The 14,134-nt window shown below is 59.8% G+C and carries 11 protein-coding genes and 1 pseudogene; 4 read left to right on the forward strand and 8 right to left on the reverse strand.

The window, feature by feature from the left end:
- Window positions 1–225 precede the first annotated feature (225 nt).
- The gene (locus ACM5SV_RS04065) at window positions 226–1,146 is read left to right on the forward strand and encodes an ArdC family protein (protein WP_222058204.1); all 921 of its coding nucleotides are present in this window, start codon (window positions 226–228) and stop codon (window positions 1,144–1,146) included.
- Window positions 1,147–1,209: 63 nt separating this feature from the next.
- Here ACM5SV_RS04065 and ACM5SV_RS04070 read toward each other — a convergent pair whose 3' ends face one another.
- Window positions 1,210–1,455, reverse strand: coding sequence for a WGR domain-containing protein (locus tag ACM5SV_RS04070; protein WP_130680774.1), 246 nt, complete (start codon window positions 1,453–1,455; stop codon window positions 1,210–1,212).
- 430 nt (window positions 1,456–1,885) lie between these two features.
- Between ACM5SV_RS04070 and ACM5SV_RS04075 the strand changes: the two genes are divergently transcribed.
- Complete coding sequence (locus tag ACM5SV_RS04075; RefSeq protein ID WP_003554084.1) at window positions 1,886–2,194, forward strand: helix-turn-helix domain-containing protein; 309 nt, start codon at window positions 1,886–1,888, stop codon at window positions 2,192–2,194.
- Window positions 2,187–3,443 (forward strand): type II toxin-antitoxin system HipA family toxin, encoded by a 1,257-nt coding sequence (locus tag ACM5SV_RS04080; protein WP_419425067.1) that lies wholly within the window; start codon window positions 2,187–2,189, stop codon window positions 3,441–3,443. Before ACM5SV_RS04075 ends, ACM5SV_RS04080 begins: the two co-directional genes overlap by 8 nt.
- Before the next feature lie 184 nt (window positions 3,444–3,627).
- On the opposite strand, the pseudogene ACM5SV_RS04085 reads toward ACM5SV_RS04080, so the two are convergent.
- Window positions 3,628–4,044 (reverse strand): annotated as a pseudogene (locus ACM5SV_RS04085) (hypothetical protein); the annotation flags it as partial.
- Window positions 4,044–4,367: a mobilization protein gene (locus ACM5SV_RS04090; RefSeq protein WP_221962648.1), complete on the reverse strand. Its 324-nt coding sequence runs from the start codon at window positions 4,365–4,367 to the stop codon at window positions 4,044–4,046. The gene ACM5SV_RS04090 and the pseudogene ACM5SV_RS04085, both read right to left, overlap by 1 nt.
- Window positions 4,368–4,644: 277 nt before the next feature.
- On the opposite strand from ACM5SV_RS04090, the gene traA reads away from it, so the two are divergent.
- Window positions 4,645–7,944: a Ti-type conjugative transfer relaxase TraA gene (traA, locus tag ACM5SV_RS04095; protein ID WP_419425068.1), complete on the forward strand. Its 3,300-nt coding sequence runs from the start codon at window positions 4,645–4,647 to the stop codon at window positions 7,942–7,944.
- Window positions 7,945–8,027: 83 nt separating this feature from the next.
- Here the strand turns inward: traA and ACM5SV_RS04100 are convergent, their stop codons facing one another.
- The 5 genes from ACM5SV_RS04100 to ACM5SV_RS04120 form a co-directional block, all read right to left on the reverse strand.
- Window positions 8,028–10,271, reverse strand: a complete 2,244-nt coding sequence (locus tag ACM5SV_RS04100; RefSeq protein ID WP_128407603.1) for an EAL domain-containing protein — start codon at window positions 10,269–10,271, stop codon at window positions 8,028–8,030.
- Between the two features lie 148 nt (window positions 10,272–10,419).
- Entirely contained in the window at window positions 10,420–11,232 is an 813-nt protein-coding gene (locus ACM5SV_RS04105) for an ABC transporter ATP-binding protein (protein ID WP_128407604.1), read from the reverse strand.
- Window positions 11,229–12,218 carry an ABC transporter ATP-binding protein gene (locus ACM5SV_RS04110; protein ID WP_003554069.1) on the reverse strand — a complete coding sequence of 330 codons (990 nt, stop codon included), beginning with the start codon at window positions 12,216–12,218 and terminating at the stop codon, window positions 11,229–11,231. The genes ACM5SV_RS04105 and ACM5SV_RS04110 overlap by 4 nt, the downstream gene beginning before the upstream one ends.
- Window position 12,219: 1 nt before the next feature.
- Complete coding sequence (locus tag ACM5SV_RS04115) at window positions 12,220–13,077, reverse strand: ABC transporter permease (RefSeq protein WP_003554066.1); 858 nt, start codon at window positions 13,075–13,077, stop codon at window positions 12,220–12,222.
- A 3-nt stretch (window positions 13,078–13,080) separates the two neighbouring features.
- Window positions 13,081–14,085, reverse strand: coding sequence for an ABC transporter permease (locus tag ACM5SV_RS04120; protein WP_003554064.1), 1,005 nt, complete (start codon window positions 14,083–14,085; stop codon window positions 13,081–13,083).
- Between the last annotated feature and the right edge of the window lie 49 nt (window positions 14,086–14,134).

The raw sequence follows: 14,134 nt of genomic DNA on the forward strand, positions 1-14,134 counted from the left end.
CGTCTCGCGGATTTGCTACGTCCGCCTGCGTCAAAACCTCCCACCTAGACTTCGACCATCGCGTCCTGCCCCGGCTTTGGGTCCTGCCAGGCTCGCGCCGCCGGCAACGGCTTTGCCGTCCTCCACTGCGTTTCGGCCCTGCGGGTGCAGGCGCCGCTTGCAGCCCGGCTTTTGGACCGCCGTAGCAGGTCGCGATCGCCGCGACCTCGAAACGGAGGTTCCAACATGAGCAGGCAACAATCCAATCAACGATCCGATATCTACAGCCGCATCACCAACACGATCATCGCCGATCTCGAACGGGGCGTGCGGCCATGGACCAAACCCTGGACGACGGGACATGCGGCAAGTGAGGTCAGCCGGCCACTGCGCCACAACGGCCAACCCTACACCGGGATCAATGTCTTGCTGCTCTGGTCGCAAGCCTTCGCCCGCGGCTTTGCCTCATCACGCTGGATGACGTTTCGCCAGGCAATCGAACTCGGCGGCGCGGTGCGCAAGGGCGAAACCGGTACAACCGTGGTCTTTGCCAGTTCGTTCATCCGCACCGAGACGACCGAGACGGGCAGCGAGATCGAACAGGATATTCCATTCCTCAAAGCCTACACGGTGTTCAACATCGATCAGATCGCCGGTCTTAACGGCCGCTTTGACGACGTCGCACCTCTCCAGGATCCGATGAGCCGCATCGGCAATGCCGGCCGCTTCTTTGCCAATACCGGCGCACTGATCCGCCACGGTGGGTCGGCTGCCTATTATGCCGCTCAGCGTGATTACATCCAGATGCCATGCCCGGATGCCTTCCGGGACGATGCTTCCTATGTCGCCGTCCTCAGCCACGAGATGACCCACTGGACCGCCGCCCCGCGACGGCTTGATCGCGATCTCAGCCGCTACGCAAAAGACAGGAGCGAACGCGCCCGCGAAGAGCTGATTGCCGAACTCGGCAGCGCGTTTCTCTGCGCCGATCTCGGCATCGTCCCAGAGCTCGAACCGCGCCCCGACCACGCCAGCTATCTCGATGGCTGGCTGAAGGTTCTCGACCACGACAAGCGCGCCATCTTCTCGGCGGCAGCACATGCGCAGCGCGCCGTCGACTATCTGCATTCCCTGCAGCCGGAACTCGACGAGGAGGAGGCGGCGTGAGCCGTCTCTTCCTTCACTCAACTGTCTCTTCCTTCGCTCAGGCATGAGAGACGCGGATGCCGATCACTGCAACGGAAGGTAGCCTCGCGACCGCTTCTTGCGCAAAAGGCTGAGCAGGAGATCGACGGCTTTTGCCTCGCTATCGAAGACATGGATCTTCTGCTGCCCGCGGCTGCCGATGCGTCCCCAGCTGCGCACCAGCGAGGTCTCGCCGAAGAGGTTCGGCTCGATCGACAGCGCATAAAAGCGGGCCATGTTCTTCGATGGATCGATGCGTTCGATGTAGAGACGATAGGGCTGAACTGTCATGCCGGCAGAATCGCAAACACCAGGCGGCGTCGTCCAACGACATTTGTGAATCGGTCAGGCCCGATCGATTCATCCGGGTGATGCGAACCGCTTGGCTCATCTCTCCCGCCTGGCGAACAATCCGGCGAATTCCGGGTCCGAATAATAGCGCGACTTCATCGCAACGATCGGCGGGCGTCAGCAGCGGGCGGGCGACACGCTGCTCGGCAATTTCCGACACAGTGCCGCCGCGTGTTGAACACCACGGTCTCTTGGCCAGGCAAATTGGAGGCGGCCCTATCCGTTGAGGTTAAGGCAGGCCTGGCGATGATCTCTAAACATATCGTTTGCTCTAATATGATCCGTAAACAGATCTATTTCATTGACAACGGGGACAAGAAGATATCTATACGTATCAGTGCAATGTCGAATGAAACGCGCAGGTATCATCATGACCCCAGATTCGGCGGCTTTGCTCGAAATCGGGCGGTTATTGAAGAAGGCACGACAGGCCTCGGCAATGACCCAGGAACAGGTCGCCGATTTGGCTGGCATTTCGCGCCCTCGTTATCGCGACATCGAGACGGGGGTCGCCGCGGCTCGCGCGACGACTTTGCTGAATGTCGCCCGCGCGCTCGGCCTGGAAATGATGATGATCCCCCAAGCAATGGTTCCCGCGGTCGAGGCCTTGCTGCGCCCACATGACGACGATGATCTCCCGGCTTTCATCTCCCGCCCCGACGATAACGATCATGGCTAAGATGTTTCAGGCTCCCAACGCCATTCCTTCGCTTGAGGTGCTGCTGAACGATCTGAAGGTCGGGACACTCGTCAGGACGCCTGGAGATTTCAATGCGTTCAGCTTCGATGAAGCTTATCGCGCGACGGGTGGGTTCCCAGTCCTTAGCCTGTCATTCCGGGCGGCGACGGGAGGGTTGCGCAAGGATCCCAAGCCAATTGCCGGCGCCTTGCCGGCGTTCTTCGCCAATCTTCTTCCTGAAGACAAATTGCGCGAGGCGATGGAAAAGCACCACGCAGGTCATGTGCGCGCGGGCAACGATTTTGATCTACTGGCCGCACTCGGTCAGGACCTGCCGGGCGCTGTCCGCGTTGTACCGAGCGGTGGCACGACGGCGGTGATCGAGGACGCGTCGAGGGGCAAGCCGAAAGCCCGGTTTTCACTCGCGGGTGTGCAGATGAAACTCTCGGTGATGAAGAACACTGGCAGGGGTGGTGGCCTAACCTTGCCGATGGGTGACGAGCAGGGCCATTACATCGCAAAGTTTCCTTCGACATCGTTTCCTGGTGTCTCTGAAAACGAGTACGCCAACCTTGCATTGGCTGCAGCGATCGGCATGGAAGTGCCAGAACGCGAGCTTGTCGAGAAGTCCGATTTCGAAGGGATCCCCGAGGAGTTCGACACGCTGTCGGACGGAAAGGTCCTCCTGGTCAAACGCTTCGATCGGGGCGCCGGCGCCGAACGAATCCATATCGAGGATTTCGCCCAGGTCTTCGGCATTTATCCCTCGCGCAAATACGAGGCCGCGGCATACCACGATATAGCCTCCGCCCTCGGTGTCGCCATCTCGCCGACGGCCGCCCTCGAGTTCGTACGCCGTCTGGCCCTGACGGCAATAACCGGCAATGGCGACATGCACCTCAAAAACTGGTCGCTGATCTATCGTGGCAATGGCGACAAGTCGGAGCTCGCGCCGATCTACGATGTCCTGTCGACCGTGCCCTATATTCCCGCCGACGCGATGGCGCTGTCGCTCGGCGGCGAGCGCTCCTTCAAGGCGCTCGTCGCGCAGCGATGGAAGATCTTCGCCAACCGCGCGAGGCTGCCGGAGCCGGCTGTGCTCAAGGCGGTCATCGATGTCGTTGAACGCGTCAACAGGCATTGGTGGAGCCTTCCGGAACGGGCCGTCGTCCCGGAAAAAGTGCTCGAGCGGATCGATGAGCACGTGAAGGTGATGACTCCGGTACTCAGCAGTTGCGCCAATCAATAAGGCTGGAATCACAAGCACGCTGTCATGACGGATCTTCCGCTGCCGCGACTGCGAATGCGTCCAAGACGCGCGCCGATCGGTTCATCGGGGTGATGTGAACCGCCTGGTTCATCTCTCCTGCCTTATCTGTCCTGCTTGCCAAACATTCCGACGAATTCCGGATCGGCATAATAGCGCAACTTCGTCGCAACGATCGGCCGCTGGCCGGCAGGCCACCGCCCGCCTTGGTGAGCGGCGCAATCTCTCTTCGGCCGGCAAAGCGCGCAGACCCATGCGTATCGTCCATCGCCGATCCGCAATGCGTGATCAAGGGAACCGACAACAATCGTATGAGCAGCGCGACGGCAAAAAGAATGACCACCCAATCGCCGATATGCCAGATGACGTCACCCCTGTGGCCGCCGAGCATCACGCGTCTGAGGTAGTCGATCCCGAAGTAGACGGTGAACACGACAAGCAAATAGCCAAATGCACCCATGACGAACGACTTGGCATATCGCAGCGGAAACGTGATCAGAGCGACGATCGCCCAGAGCGGATCGCGGGCCGCCACGCGCATCATGTTTGCCAAGGCAATCTTGATCTTGATGGCATGGATCATCACACTGCACTCCCGTTGCCGACATTGCCGATATTGCCGCGCGACGGTTCGTGTAGCTGTGGCTTCAGCAGATCGTCGAACAGATCCCGATCGCCATCGCGGGTCAGGAACTTTGGCAGTTCCGATCTGAGCCAGGCTGCCAGTCCTGCGCCGATCTGCACATCGCGATCATTCTCCAGCCGATGCAGCACCAGTGCACCGATCAGCACCTTGCGGCGCGTATCGATGGCGCGTTCCTGTTTGCCGAGACGGATCTGCAATGTCTTTCGCTGGGCTTCCAGCTGCGCCAGCCGTTCGCCGATGGATTTACGTGCCACTGTCATTGTCTCCCTGTTCCACAATCAGCGATCGGCCCAGCGCCATCAGGACAATGACCGCACACGATCGCATGCGCAGATGCTGCCGCGATGGGTGCATGTCGGCTACTCGCAAATCTGCGCGTGGAAGCAACCGGCTGAACGGCTTACGAGGTCATCGGGAGATTGCCGCGTGCTCCCACCAGTGCCCGAAGGCGCCAAGCGACGAAGGCACAAGGGCGCACTTACGAGTTGCTGGGCAACTCAAAGCGCGGGCCGGCGGCCCGCTAACAAAGGGATGGCGATGGCGATCTATCATCTCAGCATGAAGCCGATCGCCCGCAGCGGTGGCCGGAGTGCCGTGGCGTCCGCCGCCTATCGTGCCGCCGAGCGGCTGACCAACGAGCGTGATGGGCTAACCCATGATTTTAGCAACAGGAAAGGTGTCGAGCATGCCGAGATCGTCTTGCCGACTGGGTCTTCCGCCTATTGGGCGATGAAGCGATCGGCCTTGTGGAATGCCGCCGAGCGTGCCGAGAAGCGAAGTGACGCCCGGATTGCCCGCGAATTCGAAATCGCCCTGCCACACGAATTGAGTTCCGACCAGCGACTGGCGCTGACGCGGGCCTTTGCCGAAGATCTCGCCAACCGCTACGGCGCTGCCGTCGACTTCGCGATCCATCGGCCAGGTGAGGGAAGCGATATCAGAAACAGCCATGCGCATCTGATGATGACGACGCGTGAGGTGAGGGAAACCGGTCTTGGCGACAAGACGCTGCTCGAGCGGGAGAACAGATGGCTTCTCGCCAATCACCTGCCGCCATCGCAGCTGCAGCTGAAGGATCTCAGACAGGCGTGGGAGCATCTTGCCAACACGCACCTTGAGAGGGCCGGCCTCGATATCCGTATCGATCATCGTTCGCATCTGGAAGCCGGGATCACGATCGAGCCGAGCGAACATGTCGGTGTGCATGCCACTGAGATTAATCGCCAGGGTGGCGAAGTCTCACGCGTGCGCATCTCACCGCAATCGGCCGATCGCAATGCCGAGATCATTCGCCGGCGACCCGAAGAGATATTGAAGCTGATTACCAACGAGAAAAGCGTCTTTAACCGTTATGACATTGCCAGGGCTCTGCATCGCACTATCAATGACGATGCGCAGACCTTCCAGAACGCCTTTGCATCGGTGATGGCGTCAAAAGCCCTCGTCGAGCTGAGGCCCGACAGTTCGAGTGTTCGCGGCCGCGATGGAGAGGCACGCTATTCGACGGTCGAGATGGTGGCGATCGAGGGTGCGATGGCAACAGCCACTGTTGCGATGAAGACGCGCCAAAACCACGGTGTGGCGAAGCGCAATGTCGATGCGGCCATCGCCGATCAGGACAGATCGATCCAGGCGGGAAATCCTTCACCGGGGCAGGGGCTGTCGGCTGAACAGCGCCAGGCGATCGAGCATGTCACCGGCGCCTCGCAGATCGCCGTGGTGATCGGCTTTGCCGGTGCCGGCAAGAGCACGATGCTGGCAGCTGCCCGCCAGGCCTGGGAAGCGCAAGGTTATCGCGTTCATGGCGCGGCATTGGCCGGCAAGGCGGCGGAAGGCCTGGAGCAATCGTCCGGCATATCGAGCCGCACCTTGGCGTCCTGGGAGTACTCCTGGCAGGCTGATCGCGGTCGGCTCAATGCTCGTGACGTCTTCGTTATCGACGAGGGTGGCATGGTCGGCAGTCGTCAGCTCGCCCGCTTCGTCGACGAGGTCAAACGGGCCGGCGCCAAGCTCGTCCTGGTCGGCGATCATGAACAGCTTCAGGCGATCGGCGCGGGCGCACCGTTTCGGGCGATTGCCGAAGCCGTCGGCCATGCGCAACTGTCGGAAGTGCGCCGTCAAAGAACCGATTGGCAAAAGCAGGCCTCGATCGACTTCGCCTCGCATCGGACCGCAGCCGGACTGTCGGCCTACGAGGCACGGGGAAGCCTTCATCTGAAGACGGATCGCGCGGAAACCCTGAAGGCGATCATTGCCGATTACGTCGCTGACCGATCGGCACATCCCAACGACACACGCATTGCGATGGCTCATCGGCGGATAGATGTGGCTGCGATCAATGCCGGCATTCGCGCTCGGTTGCAGGAAAGCGGCGAGTTGGCAAAGGGCAGTAACCCGCCTGGTGATAAGGGTGAGGAACTCACCTACCAGACCAACAATGGGAAGCGATCCTTTGCGCGTGGCGACCGCATCGTTTTTCTGGAGAACGATCGCGATCTCGCCGTCAAGAATGGCATGCTGGGCGAGGTGATCGCCGTCCAACCGGACGCAATACAGGTTCGGCTTGACGGCAAGGCGCAGACGCAAGATGGGCAACGCCAGATGACCGTACCGGTCAATCGTTACCAAGCCTTTGACCACGGCTACGCCACGACGATCCACAAGACGCAAGGCGCTACCGTCGACCGGAGTTTTGTTCTCGCGTCGACGACGATGGACCGGCATCTGACCTACGTGGCGATGACCCGTCATCGCGAGGCGGTGCAGCTCTATGCGGGGCTGGATGCGTTCAAGACGGAGCGCGCCCTGACGGAGGCACTGAGCCGCTCAGGCGTGAAGGAGACGACGCTTGACTATACGCATGACTTTGCCAATCGGCGCGGCATGGAGGATCGCCGGGGGCAGGGCGAGAGTGATGTCGCCCCGGCTGCGATCACCAGGGAGGCAGAGCGCATCCCGGACACGGCGGTTCCCAAGCCACTGCAAGAGCCTACACCGCACGCAGCCCGCACCATCGCCGATGGCGGCTCTTCGCACCAGGATCCCAATGTCGATGAACGTCGCGATGAACGTGACGATGAACGCCGCGTGCTCGTTGCGGCGGTGAAGACCTATGCGATGAGCGTCGAAGCGGTTGGACGGGCAAAGGCAATGCCGGCATTCGAACGAGATTGGGCGGCGGCAAAGCAGCTTGCATCGCAGGTGTTCAAAGACGCGCCAGCGGCAATGGAAGCCTTGCGCGGCCGCATCCTGGATGAGAATGCAGATCCGGTCGCGCTCGCCAGTCAACTCAGCACTTTGCCCGAAACGATCGGTGCGCTCGTCGGCAAGACCGGCCTGTTCGGAGACAACGCCGAACGCAAACACGCGCTTTCAAGGATCGATGCGCTGGCGTCGCATGTTCGCCAATCCGCCAACACCTGGCAGCGTCGCCTTGCGGCTGAATGCGGCTCGGAGCGCTGGAAGCGGGAAAAGCAGGACGGGGTCGAGGTTCTGGGGCCGAGCCGCCAGAGTGAGGCGCTGCTGCGCAATCTCGACGATCTCCCCTATAGCGACAAGGCAAAGTTCGTCGAGCAATTGGCGGGAACACCCGAGGGGCGTCGCGCGCTTGCCGAAGCAAAGGACATCGCTACTGCGATCGAAACGCGCTTCGGTCGGGCCGATCCCTCAGATCTCGCGGATCAGCTGAAGCGAGTGGGACCGGATCGGGATGGTGACGTCGAGCGTATCCGCCAGGTTGCCCGCCTTGCCGATCGTAGTCATCGTGCGGAGCTCACCCAGCAGATGGAGTTGAAGCGGTCGCTTTCGCGGGGCAAGAGCTTGGGGCTTGGGATGTAGATGTTTGGGTCGGACCACAGGCGATTGGCTGCAATAAGTCGAGGATCGACGGAAGATAATCATGCAGGGAATGCGGGGCTTGGCTATCGGCCTGCCTCTGTCATTCCTTTGTCCTTCACACAATAAAATTCAATCAACTGCTCCGAGGTCATTGGCCGTGCCAGAGCGTAACCTTGCAATATATGGCAACCGAGATCCTTCAGGATCTTCGCATGGTCCATTGTCTCCACGCCCTCTGCAACGATGTCGATGTTCTGCGATCGGCCGATTTCGATAATGGAGGAGACCAGGCGGCGCTGAGATGGAGACGCGACAATCGGCTTGATAATTTCGCGATCGATCTTCAGTCGTCGCGGCTCAAATCGAAGCAAACTGACAATGCTGGCATGTTCGGTGCCGAAGTCATCGATCTCGATTTCGATGCCAAGCTTTTTGACGGCTGGAATGATCTCTTTGAGAACAGGTTGAAGATCATTGAAGGAGATTGTCTCGAGCAGCTCGAAACACAGGCGACCTTTCGCTATGGGAAGTTCGGACAGCTCGGCAAGCAGATTTGGCTGCGCCAATCGACGCGCTGAAATGTTGACAGAGACACGTGGAATTTGCATTCCCAGACTGTCCCATCTTGTCAGCTCGAATAGGGCCTTTTGCAGGATCAGCCTATCCATGTCGCCGGTGCGCCCCAGTTTTTCCGCAACGTCCAGAAATTTGTCCGGGGCGAGCAGACCTTTTTGCGGGTGATCCCAACGGGCAAGTGTCTCGACGCCGGCAAGGTCCAACGTATTTGCATCGAACTGCGGTTGAAAGAACGCAACGAGTTCATCGCGATCTAGCGCTTGCTTGAATTCGTCCGCCAATTCTTTCGAGTGGATCGCGGCGCTGCGAAGCTCTTCCGTAAAAACCGCCGCGCGGCCGCGACCCGCCTTCTTTGCCTCGTACAAAGCCAAATCGGCATTGAGAAGCAATTGGCCGAGGTCCGGACCGAGAGCACGTTCAGTCTCCCAGGCGACGCCGACGCTTGCACCGACAACACACGCCGCATCGTCGATGATGAGGGGCTGATCGAGCGTATCGACAATTTGTCGTGCCAATGCGGTTGCCTTCGGCTCCGGATCGGCACTCCAACTGGCGAAGATGAACTCATCTCCACCGATCCGAGCCGCTACGTCGTTTGGACCAACCAAATCGGCAAGGCGAGAAGCCGTTGCTTGCAAGACCGCGTCACCGCCAGCATGCCCTCTCGTATCGTTGATCTCCTTAAATCGATCCAGGTCGATGTGAATGAATATCAGACAATCTTGTGGACGGGGTCTCGGCGGTTGCGAGATCATCCGGTCGACAAATCGTCGATTGGGAAGCCCCGTCAATGCGTCATGCAATGAGAGATGCTCCAGCCTCTGTCGTGCTCGAACGAGCTTTTTCTTGTGAAGGCGAAGCTTTTCGATCGTTCTTTGGCGTGATCCGGTCAGAAAGCCGATCCAGACAATCGGTGCAACGACACATAATGCCAACAGGCTGGCGTAGAACTCAAAAATACCGATCCCATTATTTTGGCCCCATCGCGGTCTTGGGAGTGCGGCGAGGGTCCATCGGCCATAAACCATGTCAACGGATGTCTGAACCGGTTTGCTTGAAAAAGTTGCCAGGCTGCCGAAAAAAACCTGTTTGGGCGAATTCGGCTCCGGTACGGTGCTGATGGCGATCTCAAGCTCGGTCGAAGCAAGGCCACTTTCCTGGTAAAGCTTCGGTATGTCGACTATTCCGGAAAGCAGGCCCCAAAAGACCTGGCTTGTTCCGTTATTGATGTAGACCGGGCACCTGACGACAAAAGCGGTTCCACCTTGGACAAGCTCCACTGGGCCTGTCAGAACGATATTGTGGGTGTTGCGCGCCAGCATCGCGGCAGCCCGTTGCTTCTCATTGTTTCGGTAGTCGAGCCCGATGGCCTTTTCGTTTCCGTTCTCCGGATAAACCCAGCTGACCACCATGTCGGGCGCGGCAGCGAAGCTTCGCAATTGCGAATCGGGTTGCAGGATCTGCGCGGCAAGTTTGGAAAATCCGTTTTGGCCCATCTCTGGATTGACTGCGATGCCGGCCGCCAGCCCCTGCAACAGCTTCACATTGCTATTGAGGTTCGTCTGAAGCCGGGAGGATATGGTAGCAAGCTCGCCGGCAACGATCGAGCGCTCATCGGCAAGCGATCGCTCCAGCCGCCAGTTCGTTGCTACCCAAACGACGATTGCTGCAATAATTGCGGCAAATATTGCGGGAGCGAATGCGCTGGTATGACTTACTGCAGAGCGAGCGAGATTTCTTCGAAACTTCATCGGGTTGCCGGCGTGGATGACAGACCCTCATCCTTGCACGGTTTCTTTAAGGCAACGCTAAACTTGCCAGCGTCCGATAGAGGGAAGCTGCCTATTCGTGCTGGATCCGGTTAACAGACGTAGCATTGCCCGCATCTCCCCGCGCCGCTCACTGTGCCGGGCTGAAATCGGCGGCAAGGACCGCGTCCTTCAGCGCCCGCGAATACTCATGCTGGGGATCATCCAGCACGGCCCGCGCCTGTCCGCGTTCGACGATTTCGCCCTTGCGCATGATGATGATGTTGTCGCTGATGTAATAGGCGGTGGCGAGGTCGTGGGTGATGTAGACGATCGAAAGACCGAGCTCGTTTTTCAGGCGGCCGAAGAGATTGACGATCGCCATGCGCAGCGATGCGTCGACCATGGATACCGGTTCGTCGGCCACCAGCAGCCGGGGTTGCGGGATCAGCGCGCGGGCGATGGCGACGCGCTGAAGCTGGCCGCCCGACAATTCGTGGGGGAACCGCCCTTTCACTTCTTCCAAAGTCAGGCCGACATGGACCAAGGCGGCATCCGCCATCTTCTCCGCCTGCTCTCGGTCCGGCCGGTTTCCCGAGAACGAAAAATTGCGGGCGGTCTCGAAGAGATAACGGTCGACACGTTTCAGCGGATTGAAGGCTTCGAAGGGGTTCTGCAGAACCGGCTGGACCTCTTTCATGAAAGCCTTGCGTTCGGATCGACTATGGATGGCGACGGTCCTGCCGCTGAATTGAAGCTCGCCTTCCGTTGGTTCGGTCTGGCCGAGGATCATCGCCGCGATCGTCGATTTTCCCGAGCCGGATTCTCCAACGATCGACAGGATCTCCGGCTCCGCTCCCAATTCGAAGCTGACGTCCTTGACCGCCGTGATCAGCCGCCGGCCGAGCATGCCGCCCTGCCGGTAGACCTTCGTGACGTGCGAGAGGCTAAGAAGAGCGCTCAAACCTGATCTCCCGTAACGGCAAAACACGCCACGCGCCGCTGCGGCTCGACAGTGACGAGCGGCGGAACCTTCTGCGAGCAGATCTCCATGCGCTTGGGACAGCGCGGATGAAACCGGCAGCCTTCCGGCGGCATGGCGAGGTTAGGCGGACGCCCCTCCAGCGAAGGGCGGGCCGTCGCATCGCCGATGCGCGGCAGGCTGCCGACGAGGTGCTGCGTATAGGGGTGGAGCGGTTTGTTGAAGAGTTTGGCGGTCGGCGCTTCCTCGACAAGACGCCCGGCATAGACAATGCCGATGCGGTCGGAGACCGTCGCGTGAACCCCCATATCATGGGTGACGAACAGGAAGGACGAGCCCATCTCGCGTTGGATCTCGCGGATCATCGACAGCACGTCGCGCTGAACGATGACGTCGAGCGCGGTCGTCGGTTCGTCGGCGATGATGAATTCCGGCGTCAGGATGGTGGCCAGCGCAATGGTCATGCGCTGGCGCATGCCGCCGGAGAGTTCGTGGGGATAGGCATCGAGCAGATGCGGATCCAGCTTCAGCCGCTGCAGATGGGTGGCGACCCTTTCGAGAAAGACCGGGCCGCTGACCTTCATGTGGCGAAAGGCGAAATCGGTGAAGGAATGACGGATCCGGCGCACCGGATTGAGCACATTCATTGAGCCCTGCATGATATAGGACAGATGCTTCCAGCGCAGCGCCAGCCGATCCTCCGGCTTCATCGCATAGATATCCTGGGTGCCGCCGTCGAAATGGAATGTCACTTTCCCGGACACGACCCTCAGCGGCGGCCGGATCGCGCCGGCAATGGTCTTGATCAAGGTCGTCTTGCCGCTGCTCGATTCACCGGCGACGCCATAGACCTCGCCGCGGGCGATGGTCAGGCTGATATCGTCGACGGCGCGCACCTCGCGATCGACGCCGTAGAGGAAGGCACGGTAATAGGCTTTCAGATTCTCAATTTCGACCAAAGGATCCATACTAACTTCCCATCCGGTTCAGCCGGCTGCGCGGATCGTTGTATTCGTTCATCGACATGGACAGCAGGAAGAGCGCCAGGAAGAGGACGACGATGACGGCGACGGGGGCGGCCACCCACCACCAAATGCCTGATATCAGCGCCGAATGCGCATTGGCCCAATAGATCATCATGCCCATGGTCGGCGTCTCGATATCGGTGAAGCCGAGCACCGACAGGGTGATCTCCATGCCGATCGACCAGATCATGTTGTTCATCGTGGTGGCAAAGACGATCGGCAGAACATAGGGCAGGTGCTCCTCGACGAGGATCTTGCGCATGCTCATGCCGGAATAGACGCTCTGGGTGGTGAAGGATCTCGTCTTCAGGCTGATCGCCACCGAACGGATGAGGCGTGCATCATAGGACCAGCCGAGCGCGGCCATGATGAGGATCAGCGCCGTCCAGGTCATGCTGTCCTTCAGCACGAAGTAGAACAGGATCAGCAGCGGAAATTGCGGGATGACCATGACGCTGTCGTTGATGGCCATCAGCACCCGGTCGACCGCGCCGCCGGCATAGCCGGCGACGAGGCCGACGACCAGCGAGATGATGCGTGAAATGAAGGCGACGCCGATGCCAAAAAACAGGGTGTTCCTGAGCGCGGTTGTCAGCTGCCAGAAAACGTCCTGGCCGCGCGACGTCGTGCCGAGCCAATATTCGCCATCGGGCGGCATATCGGGCGGCAGAAGATAGATGTCGGTCGCGCCGTAAGGCGAGAAATAGGACACCACTATCAATGCGACGATGACGGCAAAGAGCAGCAGGCCGCAGAGGAATTCCATATTCTGGCGCGCGAGGTCGCGGACGATCGTAAACATGCTCTATTCCACCTTGATGCGCGGGTCGATCAGCGGGCTCAGAATGTCGATGATGAAGACGGCGGCGGCGACGCCGACGATCGACAATGCGCTGAGGCCGAGCACCAGGCTATAGTCGCCGGCATGCACCGCTTCGATCAGCAGGTTGCCGATGCCCGGATAGCCGAAGACGATTTCGGTGATGACCGTGCCGTTGAAGATCGCGCCGAGCGACATGGCAAGCCCGGTGAACTGCGGCACCATGGCATTGCGGGCGATGTAGGAGCGCAGGATCTTTCGCTTCGGAACGCCGCCAAGCTCGGCGAAGACGACGTAATCCTCGGTGATGATGTTGGAAACGAGCGCGCGCATCCCGATCAACCAGCTGCCGGCACCGACCATGATCAGCGACAAGGCCGGCAGGATCGAGTGTTTCAGGATATCGAAGACCAGGGCAAAGGAGAGGTCCAGATTGGCGTTCATCTCGTAGCCGCCATTGATCGGCAGCACCGGCCAGAGATAGCCGAACACAATCAGAAGCACGAAGGCGAGGATGTAATAGGGAATGGGAAGCAGGGCGATGAAGACGAGGCTGACGGCCTTCAGCACCATGTCCTTGCGGTAATAGCCGGCGAGCGCGCCGATCGCATTGCCGAGCACGAAGGTGATCAGCGTCGATACCGTCATCAGTCCGATTGTCCAGGGCAGGGATCGCAGGATGATGGTGGAAACGGGCGTGGGGAAAGCCGATAGCGAGGGACCGAGATCACCGGTCGCAAGCCGCAGCCAGAAATGCAGGTATTGCTGCCAGATCGAGCCCTCCATGCCGTAAAGCTCGCGAAGCGACTGGCGCATCAGTTCGATCGCATTCGGATCGGACTGCCCCATCTGGGTGATGGCGCCTATGCTTTCTTCGACCGGATCGATCGGGGTCAGGTGGGTGACGAAGAATGTGATGGTCACGCCAAGAAATACAACGAGCAGAAACTGACCGAACCGCTTCAGCACAAAGATCAGATAGGACGTCATAGGGCGGTGGTTCCTCTCTGGTTCCCTTCATCAAGTGGAAAGGATCGAC

The sequence above is a fragment of the Rhizobium sp. CRRU65 genome (genome assembly GCF_048551595.1).
GTDB lineage: Bacteria > Pseudomonadota > Alphaproteobacteria > Rhizobiales > Rhizobiaceae > Rhizobium > Rhizobium leguminosarum_J.

Bases quoted from the DNA above. Each gene is read 5' to 3' on its own strand.
- ACM5SV_RS04070 (WP_130680774.1), bottom strand. From the start codon at position 1,455: ATGACAGTTCAGCCCTATCGTCTCTACATCGAACGCATCGATCCATCG.
- ACM5SV_RS04065 (WP_222058204.1), top strand. From the start codon at position 226: ATGAGCAGGCAACAATCCAATCAACGATCCGATATCTACAGCCGCATC.
- ACM5SV_RS04115 (WP_003554066.1), bottom strand. From the start codon at position 13,077: ATGTTTACGATCGTCCGCGACCTCGCGCGCCAGAATATGGAATTCCTC.
- ACM5SV_RS04100 (WP_128407603.1), bottom strand. From the start codon at position 10,271: ATGAAGTTTCGAAGAAATCTCGCTCGCTCTGCAGTAAGTCATACCAGC.
- ACM5SV_RS04120 (WP_003554064.1), bottom strand. From the start codon at position 14,085: ATGACGTCCTATCTGATCTTTGTGCTGAAGCGGTTCGGTCAGTTTCTG.
- ACM5SV_RS04110 (WP_003554069.1), bottom strand. From the start codon at position 12,218: ATGGATCCTTTGGTCGAAATTGAGAATCTGAAAGCCTATTACCGTGCC.
- ACM5SV_RS04075 (WP_003554084.1), top strand. From the start codon at position 1,886: ATGACCCCAGATTCGGCGGCTTTGCTCGAAATCGGGCGGTTATTGAAG.
- ACM5SV_RS04090 (WP_221962648.1), bottom strand. From the start codon at position 4,367: ATGACAGTGGCACGTAAATCCATCGGCGAACGGCTGGCGCAGCTGGAA.
- traA (WP_419425068.1), top strand. From the start codon at position 4,645: ATGGCGATCTATCATCTCAGCATGAAGCCGATCGCCCGCAGCGGTGGC.
- ACM5SV_RS04080 (WP_419425067.1), top strand. From the start codon at position 2,187: ATGGCTAAGATGTTTCAGGCTCCCAACGCCATTCCTTCGCTTGAGGTG.